The 15,905-nt window shown below is 65.4% G+C and carries 15 protein-coding genes; 5 read left to right on the top strand and 10 right to left on the bottom strand.

Annotated elements, in window-relative coordinates; translation table 11 throughout:
* Window positions 1–119 precede the first annotated feature (119 nt).
* The gene (locus E5Z01_RS20235; RefSeq protein WP_276321252.1) at window positions 120–245 is read right to left on the bottom strand and encodes a hypothetical protein; all 126 of its coding nucleotides are present in this window, start codon (window positions 243–245) and stop codon (window positions 120–122) included.
* A gap of 395 nt (window positions 246–640) precedes the next feature.
* On the opposite strand from E5Z01_RS20235, the gene E5Z01_RS13210 reads away from it, so the two are divergent.
* Window positions 641–1,720, top strand: coding sequence for a 3-deoxy-7-phosphoheptulonate synthase (locus E5Z01_RS13210; protein ID WP_135229788.1), 1,080 nt, complete (start codon window positions 641–643; stop codon window positions 1,718–1,720).
* Between the two features lie 26 nt (window positions 1,721–1,746).
* On the opposite strand, the gene E5Z01_RS13205 is transcribed toward E5Z01_RS13210, so the two are convergent.
* Together E5Z01_RS13205 and rbfA are read right to left on the bottom strand one after the other, a co-directional pair.
* Window positions 1,747–2,160, bottom strand: a complete 414-nt coding sequence (locus E5Z01_RS13205; protein WP_135229787.1) for an acyl-CoA thioesterase — start codon at window positions 2,158–2,160, stop codon at window positions 1,747–1,749.
* Window positions 2,161–2,251: 91 nt separating this feature from the next.
* Window positions 2,252–2,539 carry a 30S ribosome-binding factor RbfA gene (rbfA, locus tag E5Z01_RS13200; RefSeq protein WP_119763688.1) on the bottom strand — a complete coding sequence of 96 codons (288 nt, stop codon included), beginning with the start codon at window positions 2,537–2,539 and terminating at the stop codon, window positions 2,252–2,254.
* 149 nt (window positions 2,540–2,688) lie between these two features.
* On the opposite strand from rbfA, the gene E5Z01_RS13195 reads away from it, so the two are divergent.
* Window positions 2,689–3,414: a GNAT family N-acetyltransferase gene (locus tag E5Z01_RS13195; RefSeq protein ID WP_240738419.1), complete on the top strand. Its 726-nt coding sequence runs from the start codon at window positions 2,689–2,691 to the stop codon at window positions 3,412–3,414.
* Window positions 3,415–3,430: 16 nt separating this feature from the next.
* Here the strand turns inward: E5Z01_RS13195 and E5Z01_RS13190 are convergent, their stop codons facing one another.
* From E5Z01_RS13190 to E5Z01_RS13180, 3 genes are all read right to left on the bottom strand, one after another.
* The gene (locus tag E5Z01_RS13190) at window positions 3,431–5,365 is read right to left on the bottom strand and encodes a LysM peptidoglycan-binding domain-containing protein (RefSeq protein WP_135229786.1); all 1,935 of its coding nucleotides are present in this window, start codon (window positions 5,363–5,365) and stop codon (window positions 3,431–3,433) included.
* A 135-nt stretch (window positions 5,366–5,500) separates the two neighbouring features.
* Window positions 5,501–5,980, bottom strand: coding sequence for a hypothetical protein (locus E5Z01_RS13185; RefSeq protein ID WP_135229785.1), 480 nt, complete (start codon window positions 5,978–5,980; stop codon window positions 5,501–5,503).
* Window positions 5,981–6,072: 92 nt separating this feature from the next.
* Entirely contained in the window at window positions 6,073–8,283 is a 2,211-nt protein-coding gene (locus tag E5Z01_RS13180; protein WP_135229784.1) for a vWA domain-containing protein, read from the bottom strand.
* Between the two features lie 290 nt (window positions 8,284–8,573).
* On the opposite strand from E5Z01_RS13180, the gene E5Z01_RS13175 reads away from it, so the two are divergent.
* From E5Z01_RS13175 to E5Z01_RS13165, 3 genes are all read left to right on the top strand, one after another.
* Entirely contained in the window at window positions 8,574–10,643 is a 2,070-nt protein-coding gene (locus tag E5Z01_RS13175; protein ID WP_135229783.1) for a DNA gyrase subunit B, read from the top strand.
* A gap of 212 nt (window positions 10,644–10,855) precedes the next feature.
* Window positions 10,856–12,121: an acetyl-CoA hydrolase/transferase family protein gene (locus E5Z01_RS13170; protein WP_205750490.1), complete on the top strand. Its 1,266-nt coding sequence runs from the start codon at window positions 10,856–10,858 to the stop codon at window positions 12,119–12,121.
* Window positions 12,122–12,221: 100 nt separating this feature from the next.
* Window positions 12,222–12,671, top strand: a complete 450-nt coding sequence (locus tag E5Z01_RS13165; protein ID WP_135229782.1) for a TlpA family protein disulfide reductase — start codon at window positions 12,222–12,224, stop codon at window positions 12,669–12,671.
* Between the two features lie 65 nt (window positions 12,672–12,736).
* On the opposite strand, the gene E5Z01_RS13160 is transcribed toward E5Z01_RS13165, so the two are convergent.
* From E5Z01_RS13160 to E5Z01_RS13145, 4 genes are all read right to left on the bottom strand, one after another.
* Complete coding sequence (locus E5Z01_RS13160) at window positions 12,737–13,498, bottom strand: MFS transporter (protein WP_240738417.1); 762 nt, start codon at window positions 13,496–13,498, stop codon at window positions 12,737–12,739.
* Between the two features lie 128 nt (window positions 13,499–13,626).
* Entirely contained in the window at window positions 13,627–14,085 is a 459-nt protein-coding gene (locus tag E5Z01_RS13155; protein ID WP_135229781.1) for a 2-thiouracil desulfurase family protein, read from the bottom strand.
* 91 nt (window positions 14,086–14,176) lie between these two features.
* Window positions 14,177–14,821, bottom strand: a complete 645-nt coding sequence (locus E5Z01_RS13150) for a Dps family protein (protein ID WP_135229780.1) — start codon at window positions 14,819–14,821, stop codon at window positions 14,177–14,179.
* Window positions 14,822–14,868: 47 nt separating this feature from the next.
* Window positions 14,869–15,768 (bottom strand): MBL fold metallo-hydrolase, encoded by a 900-nt coding sequence (locus tag E5Z01_RS13145; protein WP_135229779.1) that lies wholly within the window; start codon window positions 15,766–15,768, stop codon window positions 14,869–14,871.
* Between the last annotated feature and the right edge of the window lie 137 nt (window positions 15,769–15,905).

Genomic DNA, 15,905 nt, shown 5'->3' with positions numbered 1-15,905 from the left:
TCGAGCTTGAATTCGCGGCTGTGTAGTCGTCCGGGCATGGTCGGTCTCCCTCCATCTGTTGATCAGCCTACGGGCTGACCGGGGCGACATGCCTTGCTCCTCTGTCCGCGTTTTGGGGTTCACTCCACTCCGGACAGCGACCACCAACGCATCAGAACCGACTGGAAGCCTGAAGCCGCAGCGAAAATCGCGGTGATCAAGGTCATCAGATAGGCGAGATAAATAAGCAGTTCTTTGAGAGGCATACGTTCTTGTACGGTTCTATCGAATTAAGTTCTTGAGGCCGTGCTGGGCGAATGTCGACCTGACCAATCAGGCCGTGAAAAGCGTCTCTTCGTCCCAGTTCTGGAAGGCAAATCTGTGGTTGCTGCGTCTGATCCTGGCACATGGCCCGTTTTTCGGACAGCCTCTCCGCTGTTGAAGTATGCATCCGGCGGGCTGGTTCGAGGGCCTTTCTAGACCACCTGGCCGGACGGCGCGGCTGGCGGGAGTACACTCCGCGCATGTTGCTCAGCAGCGCGTTTTTTTATTGGTTCGGTCGACACCGGGCCTGACGCTGCGTTTTGCTTCCCCTACCGCCCGGTGCCTGACAAAAGCGCCGGGCGGTTGCCTGTTCACCCCCCACAGAAAGGAACCCACCATGACCCAGGCCCCACCCCCCAGCCGCATCGAGAACCTGAACGTCACCGGGTTCACGCCCCTGTGCTCGCCGCGTGACCTCAAGACCCGCCACCCGCTGACCCGCCGCGCCGAAGAAACGGTGCTGGCCGGCCGGCAGGCGGTGGTCGATATCCTGAGCGGCGCAGATGACCGCCTGCTGGTCGTGGTGGGGCCGTGCAGTGTGCACGACTTCGCCCAGGCCCTGGAATACGCCCGGCGCCTGAGGGAACTGCGTGAGCAGGTCAAAGACCGCCTGGAAGTGCAGATGCGGGTGTACGTCGATAAACCGCGCACCACCGTGGGCTGGCGCGGCTTCCTGCTCGACCCGGATATGGACGGCAGCAACGACATGAACAAGGGCCTGGAACGCACGCGCGAACTGATGGTCGCGGTGGCCGACCTGGGACTGCCGGTGGCGACCGAACTGCTTGATCCGTTTGCCCCGCAGTACTTCTTCGACGCGGTGTCGTGGGCCTGCCTGGGGGCACGCACCACCGAGTCGCAGACGCACCGCGCCATCGCCAGCGCCATCAGTGCCCCGATGGGCTTCAAGAACGGCACGGGCGGCGGCCTGAAACTCGCGGTGGACGCCGTGGTGGCCGCCGCCCACCCGCACACCTTCTTCTCGGTGGATGACGACGGTCACCCCATCGTGGTGCACACGCGCGGCAACCCGCACGGCCACGTGATTCTGCGCGGTGGACGGAACGGCCCGAATTACGCCCCGCAGTTCGTGAAGGAAGCCGCCGACCTGATGACGGCGGCCGGCGTCACGCCCGCGGTGATGGTGGACTGCTCTCACGCCAACAGCGGCAGCGACCACGCGCGGCAAAACCTGGTGTTCCGCGACGTGCTGCATCAGGTGCAGGCGGGCGCCGGGGCCCTGCGCGGCGTCATGCTGGAAAGCAACCTGCACGCCGGCAAACAGCCCATTGCGCAGGACATCACCCGGCTGAAACCCGGCGTGAGCGTCACCGACGCCTGCATCGCCTGGGACGAAACCGAGGAACTGCTGACGCTGGCGCACCAGTCCCTGCAACGGCGCAAAGTCACCGTCTGATCCGTACTTTGAGCTGAGCCGGGCCGTTACTCGCGGCCCAGCAGGTCCAGCAGGTCGTCCGGGAAGCGGGCCGGGCGGTAGGTCTTGTCGGTGGCGATGTGGTGCGTTTCGCCGGTGGCCAGCAGTTCGCGGCTGCCGTCCGGGTTCACGCGCCGCAACTCGTAGGCGAATTTCGCGGTGCGGCTGCGTACCTCGGCCACGCGCGTCGTCAGGCTCAGGCGGTCGTCGTAGCGGGCGGCGCGGCGGTAACGCACCTGAAGGTCACTGAGCATCAGGTAGTAGCCCCGCGCCTCGATCTCGCGGTAGGACACCCCCAGCGCGTGCATCAGGTCGGTGCGGCCCACCTCGAACCACACCGGGTAATTCGCGTGGTGGGCCACCGCCATGGCATCCGTCTCGGCGTAACGCACCCGCAGCTCGGTTTCCGTAGAAAAGGACATGCCGTCAGGCTAGTGCATGGGTTCGAAAGGTCCTTCTTTGGGCCGGGCAGAAAGCCAAACCCAGAAGGATTCTTCCTTCAGGTGGCCCTGCTCAGAAGCGAGAGTCCGCCGCGTCGCGGAACTCCAGCATGGGCGTGCGGCGCATGCGAACCTGGTGGGCCACCTCGCGTTGCAGATGCCCCCGGGCGTGGTTGAGGGCCGAGAGCAGGTCGGGCATGTTGCCGCCGATGCTGCTGACGTATACGCGGGCCAGGCCGTAATCGGGCGTCACGTGCACGTGATCCACCGTGACGATCATGGGCACGCGCGGGTCACGCAGCTCCGAGATGGCCTCGCTGAGCACGCGCGTCAACTGGGCCTGCACCTGTTCGGGCTTCAATGCCGCACCTGTGGGGGGACGACGGAACGGAAGGACATCAACTTCATCCCAGTATGGTACGGCTTCAGGAGCAGAGTCCCGTTACGCGAAGTGGCTTACCCGCTCCAGGCGGGCCTGTTCCAACACCACCACGCTTTACACTGGCCGGCATGAACGCCCTGCAACGCATCAACGCCGGCGAAGTCGCCGCGCACCGCCACACCGGGGGAAAAGTGCGGCAGATCGGGCCGTTCACCGCTGTGGGCAGTGGGCAGAACACGCCGCTGGACATTGCCTGGTTCGACGGTTCCCGCCTGCCCACGCCAGCCGAACTGCGCGAACTGGAGGCGTTCTGCCGGGACGCCGATCAGCCCGTCACGCTGCACGCCCTGTCGCACGTGGCCCCGTCCCTGCTGCCCCTGCTGCGGGCAGAGGGCTACGCCGTCTCTTATGTCCTGCACGTGTACGCGCACGACCTGACCCACCTGCCGGAACGCCCGGCTTTGCCTATCCGCCCTGAACCTGACCCCGAAACGTGGGCGCGGCTCTCGGCGCAGGGGTTCGGGGAGGACACGCTGAACATCATGCGCCTGGTGGGCCGGCATCCGCACGTGCAACGCTTCGCCGCCAAAGAGGAAGAGGGCGGCCAGGTGATCGCCACCGCCGCCATGCAGGTCACCGGGGACGTGGCCGCGCTGTACGCGGCCTCCACCGTCCCCGACGGTCGCGGGCGCGGCGCCCAGACCGCCCTCCTCGCGCACCGCCTGCACCTGGCCCGCGAACAGGGCGCAGCCCTCGCCAGCGTGTTCGTGACCCCCGGCACGCCCAGCGAAAGAAACATCACCCGCGCCGGGTTTCAGCTGGCGGGCATGCGGCTGACCTTCGCCCGGCTGTGAACCCGACTGGCCCTCTTCAGCGGGCGTAGCGCCGGCCGGTGTAGTTAGTGAACACGCCGATGCCGTAGCTGACCTTGCGGATGCTGTCGAGGACGACCGAGCCGTTCCACGACAGGCCGGCGCTGCTGCCGCCGTCGAGCAGCAGGGCGTCGCGGGCGCCGAGGGTTGCCATAATGCGGCCCATCTGGCCCACGCTGACTTTGGTGTGCGTGCTGACCAGCAATAGGTCGCGGCTGCTGGCCAGGCCGATGGCGCTGCGGGCGGCCGCCCCGAAGACAGCCGGGTCGCGGAAGATACTGCTGAAGGTGCTGGCCACGTTGCCGCCCTGAACGATGCGCGGGCCGGTGGCGATGACCGTTTCCATGCCCGCCCAGGTGGTGTCGCCGGGCCGGGTGAAAAAGCCGCGTCCGGTGCCCTGAATGCTGGCGCGGTTGTCCGGCGTGATGGCCAGCGCGGCGGGAATGCGGCCCCAGGTGAGCAGGCGGCCCTGCATCACGATGTCCCCGGCGGGCGCGTAGGTGTGTGGGTGAAAGTAACTGCCGTTCACGAGGGCGCGGGCGCCGCTGGTGTTGGTGAGGCTGCGCACCGTGGCCCCCGTGCCGAAGTTCAGGCCGCGCGTGGGCAACACCGGGGCGACCAGCACGTTGCGGTGGCGTAAGTCCACCCGAATGACCTGCACATTCACTCCCTGCACGGTGACGCTGCGGTAAGTGACGGGCGGCGTGCGCGGGGCCGGCGGAATGGGCACCGCCATTTTGCGCGGCACCAGGAGTTTCGCGCCGGGGACAATCTGGTTGACGGTACTCAGGGCGTTGAGGCCGCGAACCTGCGCAGCAGTCACGTTGAAGCGGGCTGCGAAACCGTCCGGGGTCTCGCCGGGTTTGACGCGCTCGTAGGTGTACACCAGGCGGGCTTCCATGCCGGGCGGCAGGGCCGGGGGGAGTTTGACGGGAGTGCCCCCCCTGGCAGGAATGGTGAGGCGCTGCCCCAGCGCGATCACGTCACCCTTCAGGTGGTTGGCGCCCTGAATGGCCGCCACGCTGACCCCGTACTGGCCCGCAATTTTGCCGAGGGTATCGCCGCTTTTCACGGTGTAACGGGTGGGCTGCGCGCTCACCGGTTTGACGGGTGTGCGGGCGACCTGGGCGGAGGCCGGGCCGCTGAGTTTCAGTTGCTGCCCGGCCTGAATGGTGGTGCCCTTCAGGCCGTTGAGCGCCTGCAGGTGCCGCACGGTGATGGCGTGGCGTTCCGCGATTTTGCCTAGGGTATCGCCGCTTTTCACGGTGTACCACCTCACCGCCGGGGTCGGCGCGGGCCTGGCCAGGATTTTCGCGGGCGGCTTCACTGGAGGCTTCACGGCCGGCTTCACAGTGGGCGCGGGCTTCACTGCCTGCGCCGGCCCTTTCGGCCTGAGCGGCGCTCCGGTCAGGCGCAGGGTCTGCCCCGCCTGAATGGCGCTGCTCGTCAGGCCGTTCAGGGCCTTCAAATGAGCGACGCTGGTGCGGTGCCGCGCGGCAATCTTGCCCAGCGAATCGCCACTTTTCACGGTATAAATCACGTCGCCCTGCGCGTTGCGTTTCAGGGCCGCCGGCGCTTTGGTGGGCGTGGGCGGAATTTTCGCCGGGCTTTGTTGTGCTGGACTTTTTTTCGCTGGGCTTTTCTTTGCCAGGACTGGGGCGGCGGCCTGGGCTTTTGGCGGTACAGGGGCTGCTGGCTTTCCAGGGGCTTGGGGTGTGGTGGGCGGCCCACTCAGCTTAAGCACCTGCCCCACGGCGATCTTGTTGTCTGGCAGGCCATTAAGGTCACGCAGGTGCTGCACGCTCAGCCCGTGCCGGCGTGAGAGGCTGTACAGGGTATCCCCCTTCTTGACCGTCACACTGGCCGGGGCCGCCCAAACGTCTGCGGCACACAGGGTCAGGCAAAGAGAAAACAGCAGAAAAGGGCGACGCATCCGGATCGTTACTCCAGCATGTTCTTGTCAACATTGGATGAATTGAAGCTGACGGGCTTCCTCACACCCGCTGCGGGCAGGTGAAACCGGGAACGGCAGGCCAACCAGAATTCTTTTCTCCCAGCGGGCCGCCTATTACACACCGTTGCCGGGGAAGGTGGCGACGCGCCCGATCATGTAGGCGCAGCCGTACAGGAACAGCGTCACGACGGGCAAAAATTTCAGGCCCACCCGGTGCTCGACCAGGCGGCCCTTGATCAGCATTTCAATGACGTAAAGGCTGACCAGGGCGAACGCCACGTACATCAGGTGCTCCAGGTCGCGCTGCGGGTCGACCCTGAAGCCGTACTTGCTCAGGCCGCCCCCCGCGTCGGTGGCGCTGGGAACCCTCAGGCCGCCCACCGCCAGAATGACGCCGGTGACGGCCGGGATCAGCAGGGCCGCCCAGGTCAGGCGCAACCACACCAGGAAGGCGAAACGCACTTCCGTTTTCAGGGCGGGGCCAAAACTCCACAGGAACAGGATGAAGGTGACCAGGGCGATGGGCGTGGGCCACAGCGGCAGGGGCAGGAGGGGCGGCAGTTGCAGGTCGTGAATCTGTTTCAGGATATCCATGGGGTCTCGTTGGGCGTGGGACGCAGTGAGGGGCAGTGTAGCGGGGCAGCCGGGATCGTGGAGTGTAGATGTACCAAGTCTTTTTCCGCGTTTTACTCGTTGGTAGGAATGCTAATGACGGTTTCTCCGCTGAGGTACGTGCCGGGCCGCAGCGGGGCGCTCTCGCCCTGCCGGGTGAGGGTCATGCCGTCCGGAACGTCGGCCAGCAGGATATTGGGGCCGCTGGTGCTGAATTTCAGTCCGGCGAAGGCGGGGGCATTGAAGGCGTCGCCGAGGTCGGTCACGCCGAGTTGCAGCGTCAGGGCGTGCGTGCCGTATGGCCCCTGGATGTGGAGGGTCACGCCGTCGGGTTTCAGGGTGAGGGGTAAGCCCAGCCCCACCAGCGAGCCGAGCGGCGCGTGGGGCGCGCGCGCCTGCCGGGCGACCTCCACGCCGAGCAGCGTGCCGGGGCGGATTTCGTCCCCGGTCACGATCAGGCGGCCACCCTGACTGACTTCCAGGTCGCCGGGAATGTTCAGGATTTTCAGGCCGTCAAGGTGCTGTTCAGCCCGCAGACCGCTGAGCAGGGGCACGCGGGCCAGGCGGCCCAGGTCAAACGGCCCGCCGAGGGGCGCGGCGATACTGCTCACGTCCCCGTCGCCGCTGACCAGTGCCAGAGTGCGATCCTCGCGGTACTCGATGCCCTGAATGGTGGGGGCAGGAACGCCGCTGACGGTGGGCAGCGGCCGGCGCGCGCGGCGGGTCTTGCGCCGGGAACGCGACAGGAACCACCACCCGGCGGCACAAAGGGCCAGCAGGGACAGCAGCCACAGCAGCCAGCGCCAGGGCTGCACGCCAGAGGTAGTCGTGGCGGGCGTATTCGTGGTCAGGGGCGTGCGCCCAGGCGTTCCGGCGGGCGCGTTGCCGGGTTGCAGGGTCACGCTGGGCAGGTCGATGAGGCGGCCCATTCCCTGTTGGCCTCTACCCGGCTGGCCCGTGGCCAGTTGCAGTTGTGGCGTCAGGATCTGCGCTTTCAGGGTGCCGGTATTGACCAAGCGCACCGCGAACTCGTGGGCGCCGGGTTGGTGCTCCAGCGTAGCGTCGATGCCCCCCGGTGTCGGGGGCAGGCGCAGGGCCGCGCTGTCCAGCAGCGAGCCGGCCAGCAACGTGCCGTTCAGGGCGCGGTAACGCAGCACCGCCGCCTCGCCGGGGGCGAGGGCCAGGTCAGCGCCGGGGTTCAGCCACAGCAGCCCGCTGCCTTCTTTGCCCACGTTCAGGTCGAGCAGCAGGCGCTGCGGGCGGGGAAACACGACATTTTCGGTGGGGCTGGGCACGCTGCAGAGCAGTGCCGGCGTGCCGTGGGGCAGGCGGGCAGGAAGGTGTAGGGCCACCTCGCCGCCCTGGACAAGGGGTTGCGTGAGACCTACGCCGGCCGCGTTCGGGGCGAGGGTCACGGTGGTGCCGTCACGGAACGGGACGGGAATGTGCGCCGCGTCTGTGACGCGCTGAACGTGCGTGCCGAGGCGGGCCAGGGTCGGCACCTGCCCCACCGGGAGGGTCAGGCCCGTGGCGTAATCGCTGCTGTTCAGCGCGTCTCTGGCGTCGGCGGGAATCTGGGTTCCCAGGGCAATGTAGGTCAGCGTATCCAGCGGCCCGCGGCCCCGGAAGGCGTTCACGGCACTCCGGGCCGTCTCGGTGCGGCGGCGGTCATTGTCGATGCCGTCGGTCAGGACGAACACGTTGGTCAGGTATCTGTCCGCGCCCGTCAGGGGGGTCAGGGCGGCCTGCAGGCTGCGGTACAGGTAGGTGTTGCGCCCGTCGGCCTGCAAAGCCCGGAGGTCCGTGTCGAAGCGCGGCTGGTCGCCAGGCAGGGCGTAGCTGCGGCGGGTGCGCAGGCCGCCGTCGAAAGTGATCAGTTCCAGCTGGTCGGGCTGCGCCGAGTGTACATACCTGGCGATGCTGTCCTTGACCTTCCCGAAGATGTTCGCCTGCCCGTCCCCGATGCCGCGCATGCTGCCGCTGGTATCCAGCACGATGACGGCGCGGGTGGCGCCCGGTAGCGGCCCGACCGGCAGGGCGCAGGGGGCGGCTGATGCTGTGGCTGATGTCCGGGTGGTCGCGGCCGGGGGGCTCTGCGGCCCTGGTCGGGGCTGGAAGGGATTGGGCAGCGCGTCGGAGGAGGGTTCGGCGGGCGAGGGTCTGGCGGACGCAGCAACGGCCGCACCGGGGGCCGTGCCGCTCGGCTGGGGCGGGGTCGCTCCGGCTGGGCCGGTCAGGGGGGCAGTCAGCAGCAGAAGCAGACAGAGTTGGCGGGCGTGGTGCATCGGTGCCCTCCATTCTGCCGGTTCGCAGGCCGCTATGCGAAGGGACACGCGCAGGCTGTTCCGTGAAAAGAGTGGCGGATATAAAAATCAGTCATCCCACACGTCATTTTCCGGTAAACAGACGCCGCTCTAACGGCCCCTCATGATTACGCTAATAACAGAATAAATTTGACCCGTTTCAGCTCCTGGGGTATACTATTCATGTTGCCGAAGCCGTATTGGAAGGGCTTTCGCCACTTTTCGAGACACAGACCCCTCTGTTCCCCACGGGCAGACGGCGCAGGAGAAGCATGACGCAAACCGAAGAACTGACGGCTACCCTGGAAAACGAGACCGACACGCAGGAACAGGTCAGTGAAATCCAGCAGATCACCGAGGCCGAGCGCCAGAAAGCCAAGGCCGATTACACCGCCGCCGACATTCAGGTGCTTGAGGGCATGGACGCCGTGCGTAAGCGCCCCGGCATGTACGTGCAGGGCGGCACGGGTATCGACGGTTACCACCAGCTGCTGACCGAAATCATCGACAACGCCATCGACGAGGGCCTGGCCGGGTACGCCACCGAAGTGCACATCACCATGCACGAGGACGGCTCAGCCACGGTCATCGACAACGGGCGCGGCGTGCCGGTCGACATTATGAAAGGCAAGAACCGCCCGGCCATCGAGGTCATCTACAGCGAACTGCACGCCGGGGGCAAGTTCGGCGGCGGGGCTTACAAGGTGTCCGGCGGCCTGCACGGCGTGGGTTCCACCGTGGTGAACGCGCTCTCCACATTCCTGGATGTGGTTGTAAACAAGGGCGGAAAACTGCACCACGTCCGCTTTGAGCAGGGCAACCTGGTGCAACCCCTGGAAGTGCTCGGGGACACGCCCAGAGACGTGAAGTGGTCGACGAAACTGACCTTTCACCCGGATCCCGGCATCTTCAAGGAGTTCAAGAACGAGTTCGATTACAACCGCATTCGCAACCGCATGCGCGAACTCGCCTACCTGACCGGCCTGAAGATCGTGCTGCGTGACGAGCGCAAGGAACTGCACGGCGGCGAGATCAAGGAGGAGGTGCTGCACGAGAAGGGCGGCATCGCCAACTTTGCCCGCGCCCTGGTGACCGACACCGACAAGCTGCTGTACGACCAGCCCGTGACCATGGCTGGCAACCACAGCGACGTGAACGTGCGCGTGGCCTTCATTCACGCCAACACCTACGCGTCGGACAACATCCTGACCTACGCCAACATGATCCGCACCCGCGACGGCGGCACGCCCATCACAGGGTTCAAGATGGCCTACACCCGCGTGCTGAACAAGTACGCCAAAGAGAAAAACCTGATCAAGGCCGGGAACCCCCTGCCCAGCGGCGACGACCTGCTCGAAGGCATCTACTGTGTGGTCAGCGTGGAAGTGGGCGACCCCCAGTTCGAGTCTCAGGCCAAGGTCAAACTGCTGAACAGCGAGGCGCAGACCGCCGTGAACGCCATCGTCGGCGAGAAGTTCGCGGAGTTCCTTGAAGAGAACCCCAAAGTCGGCAAGACCATCGTCGAGAAGGCTGCCGAGGCCGCCCGCGCCCGTGACGCCGCCCGCAAGGCCCGTGACCTGGTGCGCCGCGCCAACCCGCTTGAAAACGACGACCTGCCCGGCAAACTCGCGGACTGCTCCAGCCAGGATCCCAGCGAATCCGAACTGTTCATCGTGGAAGGGAACTCCGCCGGCGGCAGCGCCAAGGGCGGACGTGAACGCCGCTTCCAGGCCATTTTGCCCCTGCGCGGCAAGATCCTGAACGTCGAGAAGGCCGAGCTGAACAAGATCCTGAAAAACGCCGAAATCCGCAGCCTGATCGGCGCCATCGGCGCGGGCGTGGAAGGCACGGGCGACCGCATGCACTTCGACCTGTCGAACCTGCGCTACCACAAGATCGTCATCATGACCGACGCCGACATGGACGGCGGCCACATCACCACGCTGCTGCTGACTTTCTTCTTCCGGTACATGCGCCCCATCGTCGAGCACGGTTACCTGTACATCGCCCAGCCGCCGCTGTACAAGATCACCGTGGGCGCACAGACGAAGAACAACAAGGGCACGTACCTGTTCACCAACGAGGAACTCAAAGTACACGTGGCGCAGGCCAACAAAGACGGCAAGAAGTACGAAATCCAGCGCTTCAAGGGGCTGGGCGAAATGAACGCCGAGCAACTCTGGGAAACCACCATGAACCCCGAGACCCGCGTGCTGAAAAAGGTCAGCATTGACGACCTGATCATCGCCAACGAGATTTTCGACGCCCTGATGGGCAGCGACGTGGCTCCTCGCAAGGAATTCATCCGCGAGAATGCCCGCTTCGCTGAAATCAGCGTGTAAACGAACAAAAACAGAAAGCCCGCGCCGAAGCAACTGGCGCGGGCTTCTTGTTGTCAGGGGCCAGGAGGGACGCGCGAGCAGCCGGGTTGGCTCCCGTTCAGCACAGGCCTTTTTTGCCCCGCCTGACAGCACTTTCCTTTGGCTATGTTTGGTTCACCCATGATCCGCCTGACAGGACACCCCCCTGACCCTCAGGTGCACAATAAAGGCAAATGAAAGCTCAGAAAGCGCTGAATACCATGTCCGAATCGCAGATCAAGGCGCTGCTGGAAAGCCGACGCCTGCCGGACGACGCCCGCGTCATCATGAGTGGCAACCAGGCCGTGCCGTGGCGGCTGCTGCACCTGCTCGACGAAACCCTGCCCACTTACCGCCTGAGTGGCCTGAACGCCCCCCAGGGCCTTCCCCGGCGCGACGGCGTGACGTACGAAACGTCGTTCGTGGGGGCGGGCATGCGCGGCAGTGCCAGGCTGGTTTACATTCCGGCCCGCCTGAGCATGGTGCCCATCCTGTTCGGCACCACCCGCAAGCCCGAAGTGCTGCTGATTCACACGTCCACGCCCCGCAACGGCAAAGTCTCGCTGGGCGTCGAGGTGAACATCCTGCCCGCCGCCATCGAAGCGTGCCGCAAGGGTGGGGGCCTGATCATCGCGCAGATGAACAGGCAGATGCCCTACACCTTCGGGGACGGCGAGTACGACACAGACATCTTCGACGCCATACTGGAAGTAGATGAACCATTGCCTACCCCACCTGCCCGCACCGGCCAGGCCCCGGACGCGGCCCAGTCCGCCATGAAAATCGGGGAGCGCGTCTCCAGCCGCGTGCAGAACGGCGCGACCATGCAGCTGGGCATCGGTGAGGTGCCGGACGCCGTGCTGCAAGGCCTGACGGGCCTGAAGAACCTGGGGGTATGGAGCGAAATGTTCAGCGACGGCGTGCTGAGCCTGCTGCACGCCGGCGCCCTCGACCCGGACAGGAAAATCATCTCGTCGTTCGCGTTCGGCAGCGAGGAACTGTACCGCTGGATGGACGGCAACGACCAGATCAGGATGCTGCGCACCGAGACGACCAACGCCCCCACCGAGATCAGCAAACAGCCCGGCATGACCAGCGTGAACACCGCCCTGCAAGTCGACCTGTTCGCGCAGGCGAACGCCAGCCGCATCAACGCCCGCATCTTCAGCGGGTTCGGCGGTCAGACCGACTTCATCGTGGGCGCACTGCACGCGCCCGGCGGTCAGGCCATCATGGCCCTCAGAAGCTGGCACCCCAAGGCGCAGGTCAGCACCATCGTGCCCATCCTGCGCGAACCCACCACCAGCTTCCAGCCGACCGCCGTGATCACCGAGCAGGGCACCGCCGAAATTCTCGGGTACGACGAGAAACGCCAGGCCGCCATGCTGATCGAGCACGCCGCGCACCCCAACGCCCGCGAATTCCTGTGGTACGAAGCGCGGAAACTGGGCCTGACCTGAACGCACAGCGCCAAAAGCCGGCAGGGAAAGAGTCGGGAGGTGAAGGTTGCCTCTCGATTTTTTGGCCTTTAATAAGGGCAAAATGGCAATACTGCGGAGCATGAACTGGCCCGCCCTGTCCGATTTCGTGCATGGCTCTCCCCTGCCGCCGCCTGCCGAATGGCAAAGACCGGGGTTGGTGATGACCTTCAACCTGGAATGTCCGGGCTGCGTATCGCGCGGCATTCCCTTTTTGAAGCGCCTGCACGCGGAGTTTGGTGAACGGGTTCATCTGCTGGCGGTTCACACCAGTTACGGCCATAAGTTCTTTCAACGCGATGAGGTGGAACCCACGCTGCTGAAGTTCGCGCGTGACTTCGCCAGGTTACCGTTCCCGGTGGCCCTCGACCTGGACGGTTCTTTTGCCCGTGCCTGGGCCACCGAAGGCACGCCGCACTGGCTGGCCTTCGCACCCGGCGGGGAACTGATTCGCAGCGTGTACGGCAGCCAGGAAAACGCCCAGACGAGGCTCCAGTATTTGCTGGAGGAATGGGCCGAGCCAGAAGAGTAAGGCGTGGAGGGAGGAGCAAGAAATCCCATCTCTCCACGCTTTTTCCACGATTCACTTTCTATGATTCACCCACCGCTTCCCGCGCCCCTGCCGTACCCTTTCCGGTCAGGACGCCCAGCGCGACCAGTACCAGCGCCGCGCCCGTTCCGAAGGTGAGGCTGGGGCCGAAAGTTGACCGCCGGAAGCGGCCCGATCACCTGCGAAAGGGCACTGAAGGCCTGTGCGCCGCCCTGCACGCGGCCCTGCTGGTCGGCGGGCGCGGCCAGCGAGAGCAGGGCGCCCTGTGTGGCGGTAAAAATCCCTTCCCCGGTGACGAACAGCAGTACACTGGCGTAGATCAGGGGAACCAGCGGGTAAAAGGGCAGCAAGACGTAGCTGATCAGCCCCACGATCCCCATGCCGAGGCCCAGTTGCGCCACGCCTCTCTCGCCCAGCCACCTGATCAGGTGCGGCAGCAGGAAACCCTGCGCCAGGATGTCGCACACGCCCACGACCATGTACACGGTGCTGGTCTCGCCCGGCCCCCAGCCCAGCGAGTCGCGCAGCAGCGGCAAGCCCACCCCCATGAGGCTGAACGGCAGGATGAACAGCACGTTGACCGTGACCAGCCGCCTTACCTCCGGGTACGCGAGGGCGCCGCTCAGTTGAGCAAAGGGGTTCAGGTGCGCGCTGTCGAAGCGGCCGGCACGCTGCTGGCGGCTTTCGTGCAGCACGAAGTACCCTAACATATGTTCCTGGGTGGCCAGGTCGTGGTGTTCCTCTATCTGCCAGTACACCCGCACCAGCGCCCGCAAGCGGGAGTCAGGCAGGAATTCGCGGTACGTCATCCCTGTTCACTTTGACAGGCCACGCCGCGCGGCGCATCCGCCATCAGGCCAGGGCCGGAGGTCGCTTTTCTTCAAGACAGCAGACGAGAGCGCAGTGTAGGGGCAACGTGAGTGGAGAAAGCCACCCCTCACTGAACTTCAAGCCACGGCTGAACCCGCTCCAGCTCGTGTTCACTGAACACCTGAATGCCGTGCTGACGAAGCAGCGCCGCCACGACGCCCTCACCCGTGATCTGCCGCCCACTGAAGAAACCGTCGTAAATGATGTTCACGCCGCACGACGGGCTTTTCTCCTTGAGGACGGCCAGGCGAATGCTATGCCGGTGGGCGAAGGCCAGGGTCAGTTCTGCCCCGCGCCTGAAGTCGGCGGTCACATCCGCCCCGGTTTGCTCCACGACCTGCTTACCCAGGCGTTCGGCCTTGGGCCGAGGCACCGCAAAACCCGCCGCGCACTCCGCGCAGAACGGTAGAAGCCGCCCCTGCCTCTGCCACTTGAGCCAGAGGGCCGGCGGTTCCCACGCGGCCGCCCGCCCGTCGTAACGCACGCGCTCGCCCAGCAGGCAGGCACTCACAAGAATCCGCTCCACGAAAGAAAAATAACACAAGGGCAGAGAATGAGGGGGTTGCCCCTCTCCTCTCTGCCCTTTTGCGCCGGGCTTTTCAAGCCCAGGATCTTCTTCAGTTCATCTGTTCGTCGTCCATCATGGCCTGCAGCATCCAGCGGATCTTGTCGATGGTCAGGGCGTACTGGTTGTACATGTCGGTGGTGGCCATGTCGTTGGCTTCCTCGACGGTCTGGCTGTCGTCGCGGTAGCCTTTGCCGACGCGCGACAGGTCCTGCACCAGGTCAGCCACCTGGGTGCGGGCGTCCCGGACGGTTTCCTGCGGAACTCTGACCACGCTGTAGCGTTCCAGATCGGCGGGCGCGGCGGCGGGGCTGCCCCCCAGCGCCACCAGACGCTCGGCCTGCTCGTCGATACTGGGGAAGATCATGTCGATGAACTCGTCATAGGCGGGGTGCAGGTCGCGGAAGAAACGGCCCCGGATGTCCCAGTGGTACTTCTTGAATTTCAGGTACAGGGAGATGGTGGTCGCCAGGTTGCGTTGCAGCGTCTCGGCCACCACGCCGAATTCCTGTTCGGTCAGGTAGGCGTGATCCACCAGGGCATTGTTGGTGGTGCGCAGGTGCGCGGCGTCGGCGTGCGCTTCACCGCTGGCGCGTACACCCGGCTTCCCTGCGGGGACGCTGTCTTTGCTGTCTTTGCGGCTGGCCGTTTTCTTGGCTCCGGCTTTGGGGCTGTCTTTGCTGGTTTTTTTCGTCATGGCTTCACGCTACGCCGCGGCTGGACGATGCCCAATACCGTCTTTCTTCACGATTCCGGCGCGAACAGCAACCGGTTGCCGGCGACAAAGGCCCGGACTTGCCCGCCCTGCACCAGTTCCGTGAGATGGGCGCTGACCACGGCGCGGTTCAGGACGATCGCCCCGGCATGAGTCATTTCGGCCCCCAGCGCACTGCACACGCGGGCCAGCAAATCGTCGATGCTGGCCTCGCCATTTTGCACGGCGGCCAGCACTGCCTGCGTGGTGCGCTCATAAGCGGCCAGGTTCAGGGCCGCCAGTTCCGCGAGGTTCGGGGTAGGTTCCCCGTGGCCGGGCAACACGACGCGAACCCCGTTCAACTCGCCCAGCCTGCGGGCGCTGACCTTCTGTGCGGCGGAATCGGCGCAGAAGGTGAGCGGGTGTTTTGCCAGCGCGTCCTTGCCGAAAAGTCCATCGGCGGCGTACAGCACGTCCCGGACGCGCACAGCGTACATCTGCAGGGCGTGGCCGGGAATCTCGATCAGTTCCACCCCTGCCCCACCGACACTTTGAGGGCCACTCTGAAGGGGTTGCGCGGGGCTGGCCGGGGCGAGTAGGAACTTGGTGCGCAGGTCAGGGAGCGGGGAGGCGCCGTAAAGCGACAGTGGTTTCAGCACGGGGTGCTGGATGATGGCGGCCTCCAGCGGCGGCGCATAGACAGGCAGGTGTGGAAATTTCTTCAGGATGAAGGTATTTCCGCCGTGGTGATCCGCGTGACTGTGGGTGTTCAGGATGGCCGTGGGGATTAACCCCGCCTCTGCTAAGGCCCGGAGCAGTTTCCGGCCATGCGAGTCGTCCAGGCCGGTATCGACCAGCAGAGCGCCGCCGCGACCGTCCTCGACCACAACACTGTTCACGGCGCTGGGAAAAAAGTGAACGCCAGGAGAGAGTTCCGTCAGGGCACTCATGCCGACCTGCCCCGTTGCATGTTCGCGCCCGCTGCCCTGTCCCGGGCACGTCCGAATGTCTGGCAAGGACACGCTGGAAAACCCCGGCTTTCGCCTTTTTCGTCGCCACGCTGGAAACGGAACATTACGGAGTCTGG

The organism is Deinococcus fonticola (genome assembly GCF_004634215.1).
Classification (GTDB): domain Bacteria; phylum Deinococcota; class Deinococci; order Deinococcales; family Deinococcaceae; genus Deinococcus; species Deinococcus fonticola.
Note: the sequence above shows the minus strand (reverse complement) of the source record. Positions and strands in the feature narration are given on the sequence as shown.

What these genes read in the sequence shown, in the direction of transcription:
- E5Z01_RS20235 (WP_276321252.1), bottom strand. Translation starts at nt 245, where the DNA reads ATGCCTCTCAAAGAACTGCTTATTTATCTCGCCTATCTGATGACCTTG.
- E5Z01_RS13210 (WP_135229788.1), top strand. Translation starts at nt 641, where the DNA reads ATGACCCAGGCCCCACCCCCCAGCCGCATCGAGAACCTGAACGTCACC.
- E5Z01_RS13205 (WP_135229787.1), bottom strand. Translation starts at nt 2,160, where the DNA reads ATGTCCTTTTCTACGGAAACCGAGCTGCGGGTGCGTTACGCCGAGACG.
- E5Z01_RS13195 (WP_240738419.1), top strand. Translation starts at nt 2,689, where the DNA reads ATGAACGCCCTGCAACGCATCAACGCCGGCGAAGTCGCCGCGCACCGC.
- E5Z01_RS13190 (WP_135229786.1), bottom strand. Translation starts at nt 5,365, where the DNA reads ATGCGTCGCCCTTTTCTGCTGTTTTCTCTTTGCCTGACCCTGTGTGCC.
- E5Z01_RS13185 (WP_135229785.1), bottom strand. Translation starts at nt 5,980, where the DNA reads ATGGATATCCTGAAACAGATTCACGACCTGCAACTGCCGCCCCTCCTG.
- E5Z01_RS13180 (WP_135229784.1), bottom strand. Translation starts at nt 8,283, where the DNA reads ATGCACCACGCCCGCCAACTCTGTCTGCTTCTGCTGCTGACTGCCCCC.
- E5Z01_RS13175 (WP_135229783.1), top strand. Translation starts at nt 8,574, where the DNA reads ATGACGCAAACCGAAGAACTGACGGCTACCCTGGAAAACGAGACCGAC.
- E5Z01_RS13170 (WP_205750490.1), top strand. Translation starts at nt 10,856, where the DNA reads ATGAAAGCTCAGAAAGCGCTGAATACCATGTCCGAATCGCAGATCAAG.
- E5Z01_RS13165 (WP_135229782.1), top strand. Translation starts at nt 12,222, where the DNA reads ATGAACTGGCCCGCCCTGTCCGATTTCGTGCATGGCTCTCCCCTGCCG.
- E5Z01_RS13160 (WP_240738417.1), bottom strand. Translation starts at nt 13,498, where the DNA reads ATGACGTACCGCGAATTCCTGCCTGACTCCCGCTTGCGGGCGCTGGTG.
- E5Z01_RS13150 (WP_135229780.1), bottom strand. Translation starts at nt 14,821, where the DNA reads ATGACGAAAAAAACCAGCAAAGACAGCCCCAAAGCCGGAGCCAAGAAA.
- E5Z01_RS13145 (WP_135229779.1), bottom strand. Translation starts at nt 15,768, where the DNA reads ATGAGTGCCCTGACGGAACTCTCTCCTGGCGTTCACTTTTTTCCCAGC.